Raw genomic sequence first — 18,898 nt, forward strand, 5'->3', positions numbered from 1 at the left:
GGAGGGATCAGCGCGGAACGAACGTGGACTGACGCACGACCAGTTCCGGCCGCAGGACGACGTGCTCGTGCCGGTGGGCCAAGGCGTCCTCGGCCGACTCCCTCAGCAGCAGTTCGGTGGCCCGCGCGCCCATGGTGAGGGCGGGCTGGCGCACCGAGGTGAGGGGAACGGTGGCCGCCGCGGCGAACTCGATGTCGTCGTAGCCGACGATCGCCAGGTCTTCGGGTACCCGCACTCCGGCCGCGTACAGGGACTGCAGCACCCCCAGCGCCAGGAGGTCGTTGGCGCAGAAGACACCGGTGGGGCGCTGGGCCAGACCCAGCAGCCGGGCTCCGGCGTCCCGTCCCGCCGCGACGTCGAGGCGGGCGGCGGGCACCTCGCGCAGAGCCTCGGGAGTCAGGCCCGCCCCGGCGAGCGCGGTGAGGGCCCCGGCCCGCCGGTCCCGCACCTGGTTCAGGTGGTCCGGCCCGCTGACGTAGGCGAGGGACCGGTGGCCCGCGGACGTCAGGTGACGGATCGCCAGGGCGCCGCCGGCGACGTCGTCGACGGAGACGGAGCAGCCGTCGCCGTCCCCGCCCACGCGGTCCACGAGTACGAGGGGGATGCCGTGCCGGCGGAATTCCCTGAGGTTGCTTCCGTCGGAGTCGGCGGGGGTCACCAGCACTCCGCGGACGCGCTGCTCGGCGAAGAGGCCGAGGTACTCCGCCTCGTCCCGAGGGTTCTGGTCGCTGTTGCAGACCATGACCCCGAGGCCGGCGGCCCGGGCGGCGCGTTCGGCTCCCCGGGCGACGTCGACGAAGAACGGGTTGCCCATGTCGAGGACGAGCAGCGCCATGATGCGGCTGCGCCCGGCCCGGAGTTGACGGGCGTGCTCACTGCGTACGTATCCCAGGTCGGCGATGACCCGTCTCACGTGGCTCCGGGTCTCCGCCGATACGCGTTCCGGCTGGTTGATCACGTTGGAGACGGTGCCCACGGAGACGCCCGCCTCGCGTGCCACGTCCTTGATGCTCACCGCCCGTGCGGCTGCCGCCACCGGTCCCACCCGATCTTTCGCTCTGCGGTCTCCCCTCCTGGCGGCGGTCTGCCGCCCGGCGGGCTTGTTCCCCTGCGGACAGCTCTCAGCTCCTCAGACGAGGTGGAAGACCTCGGTGAGCGGTCGCATGGCCGCGTCGGGCGCCTGGCCGTCGAGCGCCTCGAAGAAGTCCGCCATCTCCCTCTGCCAGCGGGCGTTCACCTCGGTGGCGTCCATGGCGGCGCGGGCCTTGTCGAAGTCGGGCGTCTCCAGGTAGCCGACCAGGAGTCCGTCCTCGCGCAGGAAGAGCGAGTAGTTGTGCCAGCCCGCTTCGGTGAGCGCGGACCGCATCTCGGCCCAGACGGACTGGTGCCGTCGGCGGTACTCCTCGCTCCGCTCGGCCCTGACCTTCAGCAGGAAGCAGACGCGCTGCACGGTGACACCTTTCGGGAACGGGGACGGTGGTGGGGCCGCTCCGGCCGGTGCGGCCCCACATCGGGGACGGGGATCAGAACTGGAACTGGTCGATGTTGTCCTGGGTGAAGACGGTCGGCTTGCCGAGCGAGACGACGCTGTCCTTCCCGATCGTGAACGAGCCGAGGTCGCCGGCCTGGTAGGTCTCGCCCTCCGCACCGGTGATCCGGCCCGACTGCAGGGCGACGGCGGTGTGGGCGGCGAGCGCGCCGAGCTTGGCCGGGTCCCACAGCTCGAAGCCCTCGACGGTGCCGTTCTTGACGTACGCGCGCATGTCGTTGGGGGTGCCGAGGCCGGTCAGCTTGACCTTGCCCTTGTACTTGGAGCCGGACAGGTACTGGGCGGCGGCCTTGATGCCGACGGTGGTGGGCGAGACGATGCCCTTCAGGTTCGGGTGCTCCTGGAGGAGGCCCTGGGTCTGCTGGAAGGACTTCTGGGCGTCGTCGTCGCCGTAGGCGGTCTTGACGAGCTTGATGTCCTTGTACTCCGGCTTCTTCAGCTCGTCCTTCATGAAGTCGATCCAGGTGTTCTGGTTGGTGGCCGTCTGGGCCGCCGAGAGGATCGCGATCTCGCCCTTGCCGCCGATCTGCTTCGCCAGCAGCTGGATCTGAGTGCGGCCGAGGTCCTCGGCGCTGGCCTGCGAGACGAAGACCTGCCGGCAGTCGGCCTGGGTGTCGGAGTCGTACGTGACGACGCTGACGCCGTTCTTCATGGCCTGCTTGAGGGAGGTGCACAGGGCGCCCGGGTCCTGCGCGGACACGGCGATGGCGTCGACCTGCTGCTGGGTGAGGGTGTTGACGTAGCTCACCTGGCCGGAGGTGTCGGTGCCGCTGCTGGTGCCGACCTCCTTGTACGTGGAGCCGAGCTCTTCCAGGGCCTTCTTGCCGCCGTTGTCGGAGGTGGTGAAGTAGGGGTTGTTGACCTGCTTGGGGAGGAAGGCGACCGTGAGGCCCTTCTTGGTGGCGCTGTTGGGGTCGGCCTTCCCGGTGGCGGCGGCCGGGCCGGCCTCCTTGCTCGCGGAGTCCTTGGTCGTGCCCGAGCAGGCGGTGGCACCGAGGGCGAGGACGGCGGCGGTGGCGAGGGCGGCGGTCAGCCGGACGCTTCTGGCGGTGTTGCCGTACATGGCGGGTTTCCTTTCGCTGCCGCGAGCGGCAGGAGGCGGTCGGACGGGTGCCCGAACGGTGGCGGGGTGCGCAGGGCTGAGTACGCCCGCGGTGGTGCGGGCGTGTGGCGGTGCTTGAGGGTGCGGGTGGGTCAGGAGGTGCCGGGCGCGGGCAGGACGGCCGTCGCGGAGGCCGGTTTCCTGCGGGCCCGCGCCTGGGCGACCTGGCGGCCGACCCGGGGAGCGAGTACGGAGACCACCAGCAGGACCCCGGTGACCACGATCTGCGACTGGGCGGAGACGTTGACCAGGCTCATGACGTTCTGCAGGGTGCCGAGCAGGAGCACACCGGCGATGGCGCCGCCGAGCGTGCCCTTGCCGCCGTCGAAGTCGATGCCGCCGAGCAACACCGCGGCGATGACCGAGAGTTCCAGGCCGGTGGCGTTGTCGTAGCGGGCGCTGGCGTAGTGCAGGGTCCAGAACACGCCGGTGAGCGAGGAGATAACACCGGTGGTCACGAACATCGAGAGCTTGAGCCGCTTGACGCGGATGCCGGCGAACCGGGCCGCGTCCTCGGCGGCGCCGGTGGCGAACAGCGAGCGGCCGACCGGGGTGGCGTGCAGCACCGTCACGGCCACGACGAGGAGGACGACGAAGGGGATGGCGGCGTACGGGACGAAGGTGTCGCCGATCCTCCCGGCGCCGAAGTCGAGGTACTGGGTGGGGAAGTCGGTGACCGAGTCGGAGCCGAGGATGATCTGCGCGATGCCACGGTAGGCCGCCATGGTGCCGATGGTCACGGCGAGCGAGGGCAGTCCGAGCCGGGTGACGAGCAGTCCGTTGACCAGGCCGCAGACCACGCCGAGCACCAGGCAGAGCGGGATGATCGTCTCGATCGCCATGCCGTTGTTCCAGAGCGCCCCCATCACCGCACCCGACAGGCCTGCGGTGGAGCCGACGGAGAGGTCGACCTCTCCGGAGACCACCAGCATGGTCATGGGCAGCGCGATCAGCGCGATCGGCAGGGTGTTGCCGATGAGGAACGACAGGTTCAGCGCGTTGCCGAAGTTGTCGACGAACGAGAACGAACAGATCAGCAGGGTCAGCAGCAGCGCTCCGACCGCGGTGTCCCAGCGGACCGCTCCGCCGAGGCGGGCGAGGGCCGGGAGGCGGCCGGGCACCGGGGGCTGTGCGGACGCGTTCTTGGTGGTGTCAGGCATGGCGGGCGCTCCTCATCTGTGCGGCCTTCTTGCGCAGCCCGGCGGCAACCCGCAGGGCCAGGATCCGGTCTGCGGCGATCGCGAGCAGCAGCAGGAGGCCGTTGATCGCGGTGACCCAGACGGAGCTGACGCCGATGGCCGGGAGCACGCTGTTGATGGAGGTGAGCAGGAGGGCGCCGAGGGCGGCTCCGTAGACCGTGCCGGAGCCTCCGGTGAAGGCGACGCCGCCGACGACGACGGCGCTGACGACGGTGAGTTCGTAGCCGTTGCCGGTGGCGGAGTCGACGTTGCCGAACCGGGCGAGGTAGAGCGCGCCGGCGAGTCCGGCGAGCGCGCCGCAGAGCACGTACGCCGTCATGATCCGGGACCGGACCGGGATGCCGGCGAGCCGGGCGGCCTCGGGGCTGGAGCCGAGCGCGTAGAGGTCGCGTCCGCTGTGGTAGCTGCGCAGGTAGTAGGCGACCGCGGCCAGTACGGCGACGGCGAGCAGGGCGAGGTAGGGCAGCACCCAGATCCCGTCGTGCCCGAAGGCGACGAAGCGGTCGGGCAGGGCGTCGGCGGTGATCTGGCGGGAGCCGACCCAGATGGAGTCGATGCCGCGGACGATGTAGAGGGTGCCCAGGGTGACGACGAGTGCGGGCACCTTGCCGAGGCTGACCAGGGCGCCGTTGAGCATGCCGAAGAGCACGCCGAGGGCGACGGCGATCACCACCGCGACGAGGGGGTTCCCGCCGTCCTGGAGGTAGACGCCGGCACCGAAGGCTGAGATGCCGAGGACGGAGCCGACGGAGAGGTCGACGTTGCGGGTGATGACGACCACTGCCTGGCCGACCGCGACGAGGACCAGGATGGTCGCGTTCAGCATCAGGTCCTTGATGCCCTGTTCGGACAGGAACTCGGTGTTGGACAGCTGGGTGACACCGAGCATCACGACGAGGACGAGGACGACGGCCAGTTCGCGGGCCTTGAACACCTTGTCGACGAGTCGCCGCGAGGCGACGGCCTGGGGTGCGGGTTCGTGCCGCACCGGCTCTGCAGCCATGGTCATGCCGCGTTCCTTCCTCGGGCGGCGCGGCCGGTCGCCGCCGCCATGACGGTCTCCTCGGTCGCCTCGTACCGGGGGATTTCGGCGGTCAGGCGTCCTTCGTGCATCACCAGCACCCGGTCGGCCATGCCGAGGATCTCCGGGAGGTCGGAGGAGATCATCAGTACCGCCACGCCTTCGGCCGCGAGGGAGGAGAGCAGCCGGTGCACCTCGGCCTTGGTGCCGACGTCGATGCCGCGGGTGGGTTCGTCCACGATCAGCACCTGGGGGCGGGTCGCCAGCCATTTGGCGAGGACGACCTTCTGCTGGTTGCCGCCGGAGAGGGTGCCGACGACGTCGGCGAGGCGGGCGTACTTGACCTGAAGCCTGACCGCCCAGTCGACCGCCCGGTCGCGTTCGGCGGTGCGGCTCATCAGCCCGGCGCGGGTGGTCGAAGCGAAGCCGGTGAGGCCGATGTTGCGTTCGATGGACATGTCCATCACCAGTCCCTGGGCCCGGCGGTCCTCGGGTACGAGGGCGAGGCCGGCGGCCATCGCCAGGCTCGGGGCTCCGGGCTTCAGCTTCTTGCCGAGGACCTCGACCTCGCCGCCGTCGAACCGGTCGACGCCGAACACGGCGCGGGCCACCTCGCTGCGACCGGCGCCGACCAGTCCGGCGAGGCCGACGATCTCGCCGCGGCGGACGTCGAAGGAGACGTCGGTGAAGACTCCCTCACGGGTCAGCCGACGCACGCTGAGGGCGATTTCGCCGATTTCGGTGACCTGCTTCGGGTACAACTCGTCCAGGTCACGGCCGACCATGCGGCGTACCAGGTCGTCCTCGCCGAGGCCGTCGAGCGGCTCGCTGGAGATCCAGGCACCGTCGCGAAGTGTCGTGACGCGCTGGCAGAGCGCGAAGATCTCTTCCAGTCGGTGCGAGATGAACAGCACCGCCGCGCCCTGCGCGCGGAGCGTCCTCACGACACCGAACAGCCGGGCGACCTCGCTGCCGGTGAGTGCGGCGGTGGGCTCGTCCATGATCAGGACACGGGCGTCGAAGGACAGCGCCTTGGCGATCTCGACCAGTTGCTGGTCGGCGATGGAGAGGCCACGGGCCGGCTGGTCGGGGTCGAGGTCGACGCCGAGGCGTTCGAAGAGCTCGGCCGCGGCGCGCTTGACCGCACGGTGGTCCACCCGGCCCAGCGAGCGGCGGGGCTGGCGGCCCACGAAGATGTTCTCCGCGACGGACAGGTCCGGGAAGAGAGTCGGTTCCTGATAGATCACCGCGACTCCGGCGTCGCGGGCGTCGGCCGGTCCGTGGAACTCGACGGGCGTGCCGTCCAGGAGAACCGAGCCCGCGTCGGGTCGGTGCACACCGGCCAGGGCCTTGATCAGGGTCGACTTCCCGGCGCCGTTCTCGCCGGCAAGGGCGTGTGCCTCGCCTGCGTACAGCCGCAGCGACACGCCCCGCAGGGCTCGGACGGCACCGAAGGACTTGCTCACCCCCTCCAGTGCGAGCACCGGAGTGGTCTCCGGTTCGGGGTGCGTCATGGATCTCTCCCGTGCTTGTGTCGAGCGGAGGGCCCGACATGAAATGTTTCAGTGGAGTTGCCGGGAAGCTAGCCCCGCCCCGTCGAACACGTCAAGGGGTGTTCCGCACCGAAGGCCACGAAACCTCCGGCGCACCCGGGAGAACCACTCGCCCTCAACGCTGAACTGCGCATGCGGGAGCAGAGGGGCGGCTGGGGCCGCCGCGACGACACGATCCGGTAACGCGCCGGCCACCTTGCCGGAACTCTTGACGGCCTCCTCGCGGGCGACTAACTTCTCCCACGCAATGAATCGATTCATCGCATCTTCCCGGCGGCTGTTGCTCGGGCCGCCCGCACATCCCGAGGTGGACATGCCTGACATCGCCGCAGTGAAGGCCGTACTTGCCGGACAGCGGATCGAGACACCGTCCTGGGGCTACGGCAACTCAGGCACGCGCTTCAAGGTGTTCGCGCAGGCCGGCGTACCCCGGACCCCGTTCGAGAAGCTCGACGACGCGGCCAAGGTCCACGAGTTCACCGGGATCGCGCCCGTGGTGTCACTGCACATCCCCTGGGACCGGGTGGACGACTTCGCCGCGCTCGCCGCGTACGCGAAGGACCGCGGCCTGGAACTGGGAGCGATCAACTCCAACACCTTCCAGGACGACGCCTACAAGCTCGGCAGCGTCTGTCACCCGGACGCGAAGGTCCGCACCAAGGCCGTGGGCCATCTGATGGAGTGCGTCGACATCATGGACGCGACCGGCTCCCGGGACCTGAAGCTCTGGTTCGCGGACGGCACCAACTACCCCGGCCAGGACGACGTCGTGGCGCGTCAGGACCGCCTCGCCGAGGCGCTGGCCGCGGTGTACGAGCGGCTCGGCGACGACCAGCGGCTGCTCCTGGAGTACAAGCTCTTCGAGCCCGCGTTCTACACGACGGACGTGCCGGACTGGGGCACCGCGTACGCCCACTGCCTCAAGCTGGGACCGAAGGCGCAGGTCGTCGTGGACACCGGGCACCACGCGCCGGGCACCAACATCGAGTTCATCGTCGCGACGCTGCTGCGCGAGAAGAAGCTCGGCGCCTTCGACTTCAACTCCCGTTTCTACGCCGACGACGACCTGATGGTCGGTTCGGCGGACCCCTTCCAGCTCTTCCGGATCATGCACGAGGTGGTCAAGAACGGCGGGCTGGACCCCGAGACCAACGTCAACTTCATGCTCGACCAGTGCCACAACATCGAGGCGAAGATCCCGGCCGTCATCCGCTCGGTGACCAACGTCCAGGAAGCCACCGCCAAGGCGCTGCTCGTGGACATGGACGCGTTGACCGCCGCCCAGCACGACGGTGACGTACTCGGCTCCAACGAGGTACTGATGGACGCCTACAACACCGACGTACGCCCCCTCCTGCGCGAGCTGCGCGAGGAGCAGGGCCTCGCGCCCGACCCGGTCGCCGCCTACCGGAAGTCCGGCTGGCAGGAGAAGATCGCAGCCGGCCGCGTCGGGGGCGACCAGGCCGGCTGGGGCGCCTGACCGCACAGCCGACCGCACGGGCCGGCAAGTCTCGGCCCTCCGCGCCCCCGCGCTCTCCCGCACCCCAGATCCCGAAGGATTCCTGCCATGGCCTCCGCCACCCACTCCACGGCCGCCGCACTGATCGCACGATCCCGCCGTCTCGGCTCCGACCCGCGCAACACCAACTACGCGGGCGGCAACACCTCCGCCAAGGGCACCGGGACCGACCCGGCGACCGGCGACGACGTCGGACTCCTCTGGGTCAAGGGGTCCGGCGGCGACCTCGGCACCCTGACCGAATCCGGTCTGGCGGCGCTCCGCCTGGACCGGCTGCTCGCCCTCAAGGACGTCTACCCGGGGGTGGAGCGCGAGGACGAGATGGTCGCCGCCTTCGACTACTGCCTGCACGGCAGGGGCGGCGCGGCCCCTTCCATCGACACCGCGATGCACGGCCTGGTCGACGCCGCGCACGTGGACCATCTGCACCCGGACTCGGGCATCGCGCTGGCCTGCGCCTCGGACGGCGAGAAGCTGACCGCCGACTGCTTCGGCGACAAGGTCGTCTGGGTGCCGTGGCGCCGCCCCGGATTCCAGCTCGGTCTGGACATCGCCGCGATCAAGGAGGCGAACCCCGCGGCCGTCGGATGCGTCCTGGGCGGTCACGGCATCACCGCGTGGGGCGACACGTCCGAGGAGTGCGAGGCCAACTCGCTCTTCATCATCCGCACCGCCGAGGAGTACCTCGTGCGGAAGGGCAAGGCCGAGCCCTTCGGCCCGGTGCTCCCCGGGTACGAGCCGCTGACCGCGGCCGAGCGCCGGGAGCGCGCCGCCGCCCTGGCCCCGGTGATCCGCGGCCTGGCGTCCCAGGACCGCCCGCAGGTCGGGCACTTCGACGACACCGAAGGCGTGCTGGACTTCCTGTCCCGGGCCGAGCACCCCCGGCTCGCCGCCCTCGGCACGTCCTGCCCCGACCACTTCCTCCGTACCAAGGTGCGCCCGTTGGTCCTGGACCTGCCGGCCGGCGCCCCGCTGGACGAGGCGGTCGCCCGGCTCAACGAGCTGCACCAGGAGTACCGGGCGGAGTACCGCGCCTACTACGACCGGCACGCCACCGCCGACTCCCCCGCCCTGCGCGGCGCGGACCCGGCGATCGTGCTGGTGCCGGGCGTGGGCATGTTCTCCTTCGGGAAGGACAAGCAGACCGCCCGGGTGGCCGGGGAGTTCTACCTCAACGCCGTCAACGTGATGCGCGGCGCCGAGGCGGTCTCCCGTTACGCGCCCATCGAGGAGTCCGAGAAGTTCCGCATCGAGTACTGGGCACTGGAGGAGGCCAAGCTCCGGCGGATGCCGAAGCCGAAGCCCCTCGCCACCCGGGTCGCGCTCGTCACGGGCGCCGGGAGCGGCATCGGCAAGGCCATCGCGCACCGTCTCGTCGCCGAGGGCGCGTGCGTCGTCGTCGCCGACCTCAACGCGGAGACCGCCGCGGCCGTGGCCGAGGAGCTGGGCGGCCCCGACAAGGCGGTCGCCGTCACGGTGAACGTCACCTCCGAGGAGGAGATCACCGAGGCGTTCACGACCGCGGCCCTCGCGTTCGGCGGGGTGGACCTGGTCGTCAACAACGCCGGGATCTCGATCTCCAAGCCGCTCCTGGAGACCACGGCGAAGGACTGGGACCTCCAGCACGACATCATGGCCCGCGGCTCGTTCCTCGTCTCGCGCGAGGCCGCCCGCGTCATGATCGCGCAGGGGATCGGCGGCGACATCGTCTACATCGCCTCCAAGAACGCCGTGTTCGCCGGACCGAACAACATCGCCTACTCCGCCACCAAGGCAGACCAGGCCCACCAGGTCCGGCTGCTCGCCGCCGAACTCGGCGGACACGGCATCCGGGTCAACGGCGTCAACCCCGACGGGGTCGTCCGGGGATCCGGCATCTTCGCCGCCGGCTGGGGCGCCCAGCGCGCCGCCACGTACGGCATCGAGGAGGAGAAGCTCGGCGAGTTCTACGCCCAGCGCACCCTCCTCAAGCGCGAGGTGCTTCCCGAACACGTCGCGGCCGCGGTCTTCGCGCTCACCGGCGGCGACCTCACCCACACCACCGGCCTGCACATCCCGGTCGACGCGGGGGTGGCTGCGGCCTTCCTGCGCTGACACCCGGTGAGGGGGTGCCCGGCGGAACACGCCCGGGCGCCCCCGCTTCCTTCCCCCTGCTTCCTCTTTCCCGATACCCGGTCCTGTTCTCCCTTCCCCGATCGGCCGTTCGCCGCGGAGGTAAATCCCGTGACCACCACACCGCCCTCCTCGGCCTTCCGTTCCGCGTTCGCCGCGGTCGACCTCGGGGCCACGAGCGGACGGGTGATCCTGGGCCGGGTCGGCCCGGACAGCCTCGGTCTCACCGAGGTGCACCGCTTCCCCAACACTCCGGTGCGCCTGCCCGACGGACTGCGCTGGGACGTCCTCGCCCTCTTCCAGGGAGTGCTCGACGGTCTGCGCGAGGCGGCGGGGGCGGGCGGGGTCAGCTCCGTCGGCGTGGACACCTGGGCCGTGGACTACGGGCTCCTCGACGCGGACGGCGCCCTCCTCGGCTCGCCCCACCACTACCGGGACACCCGCACGGACGGCGTGGCCGAACGGGTGTGGGCCACGGTCGGCCCCGAGGAGCTGTACCGGATCACCGGCTTGCAGCACCTGCCGTTCAACACGGTGTTCCAGCTCGCCTCCGCCGCCGGCAGCGCCCAGTCGGCCGCCGCGCGCACGCTGCTCCTCGTCCCCGATCTGCTGGTCCACTGGCTGACCGGTTCCGTCGGTGCCGAAGAGACCAACGCCTCCACCACGGGTCTCTTCGACGCCCGTACCGGAAGCTGGTCGAAGGCCGTCCTCGAACCGCTCGGGATCGACCCCGCTCTGCTGCCCGAACTGCGGGCCCCGGGAGACCCGGCCGGCACGCTGTTGCCGCATGTCGCCGCGTACACCGGTCTGGACCCCCGTACCCCGGTGACCACCGTCGCCTCGCACGACACCGCGTCCGCGATCGTCGCGGTACCGGCCACCGAGCCGGACTTCGCCTACATCTCCTGCGGCACCTGGTCGCTGGCGGGCCTCGAACTGGACGCCCCGGTGCTGACGGAGGCTTCCAGGAACGCCAACTTCACCAACGAGCGCGGTATCGACGGCACCATCCGCTATCTGCGGAACATCATGGGCATGTGGCTGTTCGAGGAGTGCAGGCGCACCTGGGAGCAGCAGGGGCTGCCCACACACATCCCAACCCTGCTCGCCGACGCCTCCCGCGCCACGCCGTTCGCCGCGCTCATCGACCCGGACGCCCCCGAGTTCATGGCCCCCCAAGACATGCCCGGCCGCATCGAGGAGTACTGCCGCCGCACCGGCCAACCGGTCCCCGCCGGCCAAGGGCCGCTGGTCCGCTGCATCCTGGAGAGCCTCGCCCTGGCCCACCGGCGCACGCTGCGCCAGGCGGCCCGACTCGCCGGCCGTACCGTCTCCCGCGTCCACCTCGTCGGGGGCGGATCGCGCAACGACCTGCTCTGCCAACTCACCGCCGACGCCACCGGTCTGCCCGTCGTCGCCGGTCCCACCGAGGCGACCGCGCTCGGCAACATCCTCGTCCAGGCGAGGGCCGCCGGCCTCGTCGGAGACCTGGCGTCGATGCGCCGTCTCGTCGCGGCCACCCAGCACCTGCGGCACTACCGCCCCGGTGGCGACGCGGCGGCCTGGGACGCGGCCGCCGCCCGGCTGGAGGGTGGTGCCGGCGTCTGATCGCCGTCCGGCCGCGGCCGGGGCCCTGGAGCGCACGGGCGTGTTCGTGGGTCCCGCCCGGCCCGAGCGCTCAGGCTCAGCGGGTCCCCGCGTGGTCGAGTGCGGCGATCTCCGGGTGGTGCAGGTCGAACGCCGGGCTCTCGCTGCGGATACGGGGCAGCGAGACGAAGTTGTGCCGGGGAGGCGGGCAGGTGGTGGCCCACTCCAGCGAACGGCCGAATCCCCACGGGTCGTCGACGTTCACCCGCTCGCCGTACTGCGAGGTCTTCCAGACGTTGTAGAGGAAGGGGAGGAAGGAGAGGCCGAGCAGGAACGACCCGATGGTGGAGACGGTGTTGAGCGCGGTGAATCCGTCTGCGGCCAGATAGTCCGCGTACCGGCGGGGCATCCCCTGGGCGCCCAGCCAGTGCTGGACGAGGAACGTCAGGTGGAAACCGGCGGTCAGCACCCAGAAGGTTATTTTCCCGAGTCGTTCGTCGAGCATTTTCCCGGTGAACTTGGGCCACCAGAAGTGGAATCCGGCGAACATCGCGTACACCACGGTGCCGAAGAGCGTGTAGTGGAAGTGCGCGACCACGAAGTACGAGTCGGAGACGTGGAAATCCAGTGGTGGTGACGCCAGGATGACCCCGGTCAGCCCGCCGAAGAGAAAGGTGACCAGAAAGCCCGTCGCCCAGAGCATCGGCGCCTCGAACGACAGGGACCCCTTCCACATCGTGCCGATCCAGTTGAAGAACTTCACCCCGGTCGGCACGGCGATCAGGAACGTCATGAAGGCGAAGAACGGCAGCAGCACTCCGCCGGTGACGTACATGTGGTGGGCCCAGACGGTGACGGACAGCCCGGCGATGGACACCGTGGCGGCGACCAGTCCGATGTAACCGAACATCGGCTTGCGGGAGAAGACCGGCACGACCTCCGAGATGATGCCGAAGAACGGCAGCGCGAGGACGTAGACCTCCGGGTGGCCGAAGAACCAGAAGAGGTGCTGCCACAGCAGGGCGCCGCCGTTCGCGGCGTCGAAGACGTGGGAGCCGAACTTCCGGTCCATCTCCAGGGCGAGCAGGGCGGCGGCGAGGACCGGGAAGACCAGGAGGATGAGCACCGCGGTGAGCAGCACGTTCCAGGTGAAGATCGACATGCGGAACATGGTCATTCCCGGCGCCCGCATGCAGATGATGGTGGTGATGAAGTTGACCGCGCCGAGGATCGAGCCGAATCCCGACAGCGCCACGCCCATGATCCACATATCGGCCCCGATGCCCGGGGAATGCACGGCGTCGGACAGGGGAGCATAGGCGAACCAGCCGAAGTCCGCGGCTCCCTGGGGTGTGAGGAAGCCACCTGCCGCGATGAGCGAGCCGAAGAGGAACAGCCAGTAGGCCAGCATGTTGAGGCGGGGGAACGCCACGTCGGGCGCGCCGATCTGCAACGGCATCAGCCAGTTGGCGAACCCGGTGAACAGCGGCATGGCGAAGAGCAGCAGCATGATCGAACCATGCATCGTGAACGCCTGGTTGAACTGCTCGTTGGACATGATCTGGGTACCGGGACGGGCCAGTTCGGCGCGCATCAGCAGCGCCATCGCGCCACCGACGATGAAGAAGGCGAACGCGGTGACGAGGTAGAGGGTGCCGATCTGCTTGTGGTCGGTCGTGGTCAGCCAGGACACCACGAGCCGTCCGCGGGAGGGGCGGTCCCCGGGCGGACGCGACGAAGCCGTGCGCCCGCGGTGCGGAACGGGTGTGCCACCCGGATCGGACACGGCGTCCGGCACATACGGGTGAGGCGCACCGCCCGCGGGGCCGAGCGGGCCGGGTCCGGCGGTCAGGGGCCCGCCCTGTTCGGGTGCGGTCCCGCCACCCTGCGAATCGATTGCGTCCACCGGACCGTGTCCTCCAGCTCTCGGTTCTCCTGCGCGCCCCGCCCGGGGCGGCCGGAGCGGGGGCCGGAAAGATCCGCGATCACGCGGGGGACGGGGCGGGCCTTTCCGGCCGGGACCATGCTGTCCGCGATCGGTGCCGGTCCCCAGGGGCCGGAAGGCACCTGGAGACCGGGCCTGCGGGTCACCTCCGCAGGGCCGACCGGCAGCCGGAAAGGGCCGACCGGCCCTGTCCGGTCCGGGGCACGAGCCGGACGGGCGCGCGCACGGGCCGACCACGGACGGCCTGACCACGGACGGCCGGACCACGGAAGGGCCGGACCACGGAAGGGCCGGACCACGAACGGGCCGGGCTCGGGCCCCGGGTCTCGGCCACGCGCCGACCCGATGGCCACGCGGCCACCGATGGCCACGCGCCCACCGATTGCCGCGCCACCGCCCCGAAGGCCGCGCCACCCGGCCGGCGTGGTGCGGGCACCGGCCGCGCCGGGGCGCGCGACCGACACCGTACGTCCCGGCTCGTCCCGCCACCACCCCTGCGCGAGAGGGACCCCGCGTAGACTGACGGGCTGTGGACCGGGCACGTCGGCAGCGTGGCGAACCGCCGCCCGGCGGCACTCGGACAAAGAGAACGGCACCCCATGACAGATCCCGTATGCCCGGTGTCGCACTTCTCCGGCCCGCTCTCCCCCGCTCCTGCGCCGCCCGCCCCGGACGAGGCTTCCGACCCCGCCGGAGGTCACCCCGGGACCTGGCCGCAGCCCAGCCGTCCGGACCGGATGCGCGGGCTGCTCGATGCCGTGATGGGCCTCGGCCGGGGCCTCGAACTTCCCGAAGTGCTGCGCGGCATCGTGGAGGCCGCGGTGTCGTTGACGGACGCGGAGTACGGGGCGCTCGGCATCGTCGGGGACGGGGAGACGCTGCAGGAGTTCCTGACCGTCGGCATGGAGCCCGAGCTCACCGCACGGATCGGGCGGACGCCGTGCGGGCGGGGTCTCCTGGGCGAGCTCATCCAGCATCCGCGGCCACTGCGCCTGGACGACCTCAGCACCCATCCGAACAGCTTCGGGTTCCCTCCCCACCACCCGCCGATGCGCAGCTTCCTCGGCGTGCCCGTACGGGTGCGTGACGAGGTGTTCGGCAACCTGTACCTCACCGAGAAGCGGCACGGGAGGAGCTTCGACGCCGACGACGAGGCCGTGCTGACCACTCTCTCCATCGCCGCCGGGGTCGCCATCGACAACGCCCGGTTGTACGAGGAGAGCCGCCGGCGCGAGCGGCGGCTCGAAGCCCTGGGCGAGATCACCCGCGCCCTGCTCTCGGGTACGGACGCCGACGAGGTGCTGCATCTGGTCGCCGAGCGGGCGATGGAGGTCGCGGACGCGGACCGGGCGGCGATCCTGCTGCCCGCCCCGCTGTCGGGCGTACCCGCGCGGGCGGGGCGGCAGCCGGCGGACGCGGCGCGCCTGGCGGTGGCCGTCGCGCACGGGCGGGACGCCGAGCGGGCGCGTGGGCTGTCCGTCCCGGCGTTCGGATCGCTGACCGGGCTCGCCGCACGCACCGGGAGGCCGGTGCACTGCGCGGACGTACGTACCGATCCCCGGGCCCATCTGTTCGGCGACGGCGCCGACGAGGGGCTGGGGCCGGTGGTGGCGGTCCCGCTCCGGGTGGACGACGGGGCCATGGGCGCGCTGCGGCTGGGGCGTCCCGTGGGCCGGCCGCCGTTCGACGAGTCCGAGGTGGATTTGGTGTCCGGCTTCGCCGATCAGGCGGCCATCGCGCTGGAACTGGCGCGCGGGCGGGCGGAGTCCGAGGAGCTCGCGGTCATGCACGACCGGGACAGGATCGCCCGCGATCTGCACGATCTGGCCATCCAGCGCCTGTTCGCGACCGGGATGACCCTGCAGAGCACCACCCGGGCCATCGCCGACCGCCCGGAGGCCGCCGAGCGCGTGCGGCGTGCGGTGGACGATCTGGACACCACGATACGGATCGTCCGGTCCACCATCTTCGACCTGCGGACGGCGGACGGCTCCGGCCGCAACGGGCTGCGCCGGCGCATTTCGGAGACGGCTCTCACCGCTGCCCGCGTGCTCGGCTTCCGGCCGTCGGTACGCATCGACGGGCCGGTCGACACCACGGTCCCGGACGATGTGGCGGAGCATGTGGTGGCCGTCGCGGCGGAAGCGGTTTCCAACGCGTCCCGGCATGCCCGGGCGAGCCGTATCGACATCGCGCTGACCGCCGACGAGGCGGTGACGCTGACCGTCACGGACGACGGCACCGGCCTGGGGGACCGTGCCGCCGCTGGAAAACCGGGGGGCGGCGGGCTGGCCAACATGCGGACCCGGGCGGAACTGTGCGGCGGCACGCTGACGGTCGAGCAGCCGGACGCGGGCGGCACCCGGATCAGCTGGAGCGTCCCGCTCCGCTGAGACCGCGCGCCGGACCGCTCGCCGCCCAGCCCTCGCGCGGCCGGGATCCGCCTACCGCTCGCCGCGCTCCCGGATGCGGCCGGCGAGCATCGCAGCCTGGATGCGGCGGCCGACGCCCAGTTTGGCGAGGATCGCGGAGATGCGGTTCTTCACGGTCTTCTCGGCCAAGTAGAGCCTTGTCGCTATCTCCCGGTTGGTGAGCCCCTCGCCGATGAGATCGAGGATCTGCCGCTCCCTCGGTGTGAGCCTGTCGAGTTCGGACGGCTCGGTCTCCGCGGCGGGCGGCTGCGAGGTCCCCCGCAGCCGTGCCATCACCCGGGCCGTCGTCCGCGGGTCGAGCATGGAGGTGCCGGACGCGACGGTGTGGACCGCCGAGACCAGGCCGGCACCGTTGATCTGCTTCAGTACGTAGCCGGCCGCGCCCGCCATGATCGCGTCGAACAACGCCTCGTCGTCGTCGAACGAGGTCAGCATCAGGCAGGCGAGTTCGGGCATCCGGGCGCGCAGTTCGCGACACACCTCGATCCCCGCGTGGTCGCCGCCGTGGCCGTCGCCGAGCCGCACGTCCAGCACCGCGACCTGCGGTCTGGTCGCGGGCACCCGGGCCAGCGCCTCCCTGGCGTCACCGGCCTCGCCGACGACTTCGATGCCGCCGTCGGCCTCCAGGAGGTCGCGTACACCGCGCCGCACGACCTCGTGGTCGTCGAGGATGAACACGCGGACCGGAAGGGCGGGCTCCGGCGAGGAATCGCTGGGCCGGGACTGCTCGGGATCGTCGTTCACACCATGCTCGATCGGTCGGGGGCGGGTGGTGTCCGGAGGGGGACGCGCACCAGTATGTGCCCGCTGCCGGACAGGCCCGCGCGGGGGTGTCGAGGCATGTCCCGGCGCCGGGCGGAAGGGGCCGAACGGCCCTGTGGCCTGGGCCGTTCAGCGGTGCGGGTCCGGTGCCATACTGACGCCGCCCATCCGGTGGGCAGCCCGTCGGACATCCTCCGCGCACGTCCCCCGCCATGCTGTCCCGAGGAGCGGACCGTCATGAACAACACCCCGAGCGAGAGCTATCACGCTCTCTTGGCACGCCACGAGGCGATGCGGCTGCGCCGGAACATCCTGGCGCCCGCGCGCGACGGAGCGAGACCCCGCAGGACGGACCCCCCGCAGATGTACGGCGGTCACGACGCGCCCGCCGACCAGTCGTTGATCGGGGCTTCGCTCGGGGTCGTGGGCCCGCTGGAGGAGCTGATCACCGGGCTCTACCAGGTGCTCTTCGACCGGCATCCGTACCTGCGCTCGTTCTTTCCCGAATCGATGGCGTTTCAGCAGGCCCATCTGGCGGGCGCCTTCCGCTTCCTGATCGGCGAACTGCACCGGCCCGAGGCGGTGACCGGGTACTTCACCCAGCTGGGGCGCGACCACCGCAAGCTCGGGGTGCGGCCGGCGCATTTCGCGGCGTTCGAATCGGCTCTGGTCGAAGCGCTTCGCGCACGGGCCGGCGCGCGGTGGAGCGCTGCCGCGGAGGACGCGTGGCTGCGGATGCTGGGGCTGGCGGTCTCGTCGATGGTCAGGGGGGAGAACGAGGCGGTCGCGGAGCTCGCCAGCTGGAACGCGACCGTCACCTCGCACGAACTCCGCGCCCCCGGTCTCGCGGTCCTGCGGGTACGTCCGCAGCAGCCCTACGTCTTCCGCGCCGGTCATTACGCCTCGCTGGAGACGCCTCTGCTGGAGCAGGCCTGGCGGCCGTACTACCTGGCGCGCGCTCCGCACCCGGACGGTGAGCTGGAGTTCCACGTACGGGCCCGGGACACGGGCGGGGTGGGTGACGCCCTGGTCCACGGGACGCGGAGCGGGGACACCGTCAGGATCGGCGCGCCTCGGGGCATGCTGCCGCTGCCCGAGGGGGCGCAGCCCGGCGAGCTCCTGCTGATCGCCTCCGGTACGGGATGGGCGCCGATGAAGGCGCTGCTCCAGCAGCTCGCCGCGCTGCCGGTGGCGGCGCCCCGGGTGCGGCTGCTGCTGGAGACGGGGGCACGGTCCGGGGACGCGAGGGCGGCCGAGGACTTCTACGACAGGGCGTGGCTGGAGACGTTCCGGCGGAGGTGCCCCTGGCTGACCGTCATGCCGGCGGACGCGGCCGGGTGGACGGCCGGGGCCCCGCTGAGGGCCCTGGGCGGTGTCCTGCCGGCCCGCCCGGGCGCCGCCGAACATCTGCGCGTCCTGATGGCACTGGAGGCCGGACGGCCCGGGGACGAAGCATCCGGGGCCGAGGGGGTACGGACCGTCGTGGCGGCGCTGACAGCCGCCGGGGTGCCGACGGAGCGCGTCCACCGGGACGGGCCGGGGATCGCCGAGACCGGCAAGATGTCCGGTTCCTGGTCGTCGCCGGTGTGACGGGGACGGTCGTGGTGGTGGGGCGTCGGATCAGGCGCTCCCCCGCGCGGCCCCGTCCGGCCAGACGACCTCCACGGGAATGCCCCGGGTGCGGGCGAAGGCGACCAGATGCGCGGTGGCGTCGCTGCCGTCGGACGGGGAGCCGTCCCAGACCGCGAGCACGCTCCGGCTCCCGCCCACCAGGGTCTCGTCGGCGCCGACGCACGCGTCCCGGTTTTGGGGGTCGAAGGCCAGCAGTCGGACACAGGCGGCGAGGACCAGCATTTCGCCCGTGGCCCGCCGGTCCGGCTCGGGCAGCACGGCCGGCACCGCGCCCTGCGCCGGCAGCAGTACGGTCAGCGCCCGGCCCGCCTCCCGGGCGGCCCTGGCGGACGCCAGCGGGAGCCCCGCTCCGGCACGTACGCAGGCGGGCGCACCCCCCGTCAGACGTGCCAGGCGCGCCCTCAGTTCGGTCTCCACCAGTTCGAGGGTGTGAGCGCTGAGGTCCCTGTGTCCTACGACCGCTATCACCGCGTGCCCTCCCACGT

General features: G+C 71.5%; 14 protein-coding genes. 5 read left to right on the forward strand and 9 right to left on the reverse strand.

Annotation, left to right across the window (positions count from 1 at the left end; translation table 11 throughout):
- Positions 1–7 precede the first annotated feature (7 nt).
- The 6 genes from ACFWEP_RS04970 to ACFWEP_RS04995 form a co-directional block, all read right to left on the reverse strand.
- A complete protein-coding gene (locus ACFWEP_RS04970) occupies positions 8–1,036 on the reverse strand; it encodes a LacI family DNA-binding transcriptional regulator (RefSeq protein ID WP_387365677.1) in 1,029 nt (342 codons plus the stop codon).
- A gap of 93 nt (positions 1,037–1,129) precedes the next feature.
- Positions 1,130–1,450, reverse strand: coding sequence for an L-rhamnose mutarotase (locus ACFWEP_RS04975; RefSeq protein WP_387365680.1), 321 nt, complete (start codon positions 1,448–1,450; stop codon positions 1,130–1,132).
- 73 nt (positions 1,451–1,523) lie between these two features.
- Positions 1,524–2,612 (reverse strand): rhamnose ABC transporter substrate-binding protein, encoded by a 1,089-nt coding sequence (rhaS, locus tag ACFWEP_RS04980; protein WP_387365683.1) that lies wholly within the window; start codon positions 2,610–2,612, stop codon positions 1,524–1,526.
- A 131-nt stretch (positions 2,613–2,743) separates the two neighbouring features.
- Positions 2,744–3,811 (reverse strand): ABC transporter permease, encoded by a 1,068-nt coding sequence (locus ACFWEP_RS04985; protein WP_387365686.1) that lies wholly within the window; start codon positions 3,809–3,811, stop codon positions 2,744–2,746.
- Positions 3,804–4,853, reverse strand: coding sequence for an ABC transporter permease (locus tag ACFWEP_RS04990; protein WP_387365710.1), 1,050 nt, complete (start codon positions 4,851–4,853; stop codon positions 3,804–3,806). Before ACFWEP_RS04990 ends, ACFWEP_RS04985 begins: the two co-directional genes overlap by 8 nt.
- Before the next feature lie 2 nt (positions 4,854–4,855).
- Positions 4,856–6,385 (reverse strand): sugar ABC transporter ATP-binding protein, encoded by a 1,530-nt coding sequence (locus ACFWEP_RS04995; protein ID WP_387365689.1) that lies wholly within the window; start codon positions 6,383–6,385, stop codon positions 4,856–4,858.
- A gap of 352 nt (positions 6,386–6,737) precedes the next feature.
- Between ACFWEP_RS04995 and rhaI the strand changes: the two genes are divergently transcribed.
- The 3 genes from rhaI (at position 6,738) to ACFWEP_RS05010 (ending at position 11,663) form a co-directional block, all read left to right on the forward strand.
- On the forward strand, positions 6,738–7,904 hold the full coding sequence (rhaI, locus tag ACFWEP_RS05000; protein ID WP_387365692.1) for an L-rhamnose isomerase: 1,167 nt from the start codon (positions 6,738–6,740) through the stop codon (positions 7,902–7,904).
- A gap of 87 nt (positions 7,905–7,991) precedes the next feature.
- Positions 7,992–10,037, forward strand: coding sequence for a bifunctional aldolase/short-chain dehydrogenase (locus ACFWEP_RS05005; RefSeq protein WP_387365695.1), 2,046 nt, complete (start codon positions 7,992–7,994; stop codon positions 10,035–10,037).
- Between the two features lie 129 nt (positions 10,038–10,166).
- Complete coding sequence (locus tag ACFWEP_RS05010) at positions 10,167–11,663, forward strand: rhamnulokinase family protein (RefSeq protein ID WP_387365698.1); 1,497 nt, start codon at positions 10,167–10,169, stop codon at positions 11,661–11,663.
- Between the two features lie 76 nt (positions 11,664–11,739).
- On the opposite strand, the gene ctaD is transcribed toward ACFWEP_RS05010, so the two are convergent.
- Positions 11,740–13,428 carry a cytochrome c oxidase subunit I gene (ctaD, locus tag ACFWEP_RS05015; RefSeq protein ID WP_387365713.1) on the reverse strand — a complete coding sequence of 563 codons (1,689 nt, stop codon included), beginning with the start codon at positions 13,426–13,428 and terminating at the stop codon, positions 11,740–11,742.
- Positions 13,429–14,324: 896 nt separating this feature from the next.
- On the opposite strand from ctaD, the gene ACFWEP_RS05020 reads away from it, so the two are divergent.
- The gene (locus tag ACFWEP_RS05020) at positions 14,325–15,980 is read left to right on the forward strand and encodes a GAF domain-containing protein (protein WP_387365716.1); all 1,656 of its coding nucleotides are present in this window, start codon (positions 14,325–14,327) and stop codon (positions 15,978–15,980) included.
- Positions 15,981–16,031: 51 nt separating this feature from the next.
- Here the strand turns inward: ACFWEP_RS05020 and ACFWEP_RS05025 are convergent, their stop codons facing one another.
- Positions 16,032–16,763 (reverse strand): response regulator, encoded by a 732-nt coding sequence (locus tag ACFWEP_RS05025; protein ID WP_387365701.1) that lies wholly within the window; start codon positions 16,761–16,763, stop codon positions 16,032–16,034.
- 255 nt (positions 16,764–17,018) lie between these two features.
- On the opposite strand from ACFWEP_RS05025, the gene ACFWEP_RS05030 reads away from it, so the two are divergent.
- Entirely contained in the window at positions 17,019–18,371 is a 1,353-nt protein-coding gene (locus ACFWEP_RS05030) for a globin domain-containing protein (RefSeq protein ID WP_387365704.1), read from the forward strand.
- A gap of 30 nt (positions 18,372–18,401) precedes the next feature.
- Here ACFWEP_RS05030 and ACFWEP_RS05035 read toward each other — a convergent pair whose 3' ends face one another.
- Positions 18,402–18,881 (reverse strand): hypothetical protein, encoded by a 480-nt coding sequence (locus ACFWEP_RS05035; protein WP_387365719.1) that lies wholly within the window; start codon positions 18,879–18,881, stop codon positions 18,402–18,404.
- Positions 18,882–18,898 lie beyond the last annotated feature (17 nt).

The organism is Streptomyces sp. NPDC060198 (assembly GCF_042728415.1).
Classification (GTDB): Bacteria; Actinomycetota; Actinomycetes; order Streptomycetales; family Streptomycetaceae; genus Streptomyces.

Bases quoted from the DNA above. Each gene is read 5' to 3' on its own strand.
- ACFWEP_RS05020 (WP_387365716.1), top strand. From the start codon at position 14,325: ATGCGCGGGCTGCTCGATGCCGTGATGGGCCTCGGCCGGGGCCTCGAA.
- ACFWEP_RS04990 (WP_387365710.1), bottom strand. From the start codon at position 4,853: ATGGCTGCAGAGCCGGTGCGGCACGAACCCGCACCCCAGGCCGTCGCC.
- ACFWEP_RS04985 (WP_387365686.1), bottom strand. From the start codon at position 3,811: ATGCCTGACACCACCAAGAACGCGTCCGCACAGCCCCCGGTGCCCGGC.
- ACFWEP_RS05005 (WP_387365695.1), top strand. From the start codon at position 7,992: ATGGCCTCCGCCACCCACTCCACGGCCGCCGCACTGATCGCACGATCC.
- ACFWEP_RS05030 (WP_387365704.1), top strand. From the start codon at position 17,019: ATGAACAACACCCCGAGCGAGAGCTATCACGCTCTCTTGGCACGCCAC.
- ACFWEP_RS04995 (WP_387365689.1), bottom strand. From the start codon at position 6,385: ATGACGCACCCCGAACCGGAGACCACTCCGGTGCTCGCACTGGAGGGG.
- rhaS (WP_387365683.1), bottom strand. From the start codon at position 2,612: ATGTACGGCAACACCGCCAGAAGCGTCCGGCTGACCGCCGCCCTCGCC.
- rhaI (WP_387365692.1), top strand. From the start codon at position 6,738: ATGCCTGACATCGCCGCAGTGAAGGCCGTACTTGCCGGACAGCGGATC.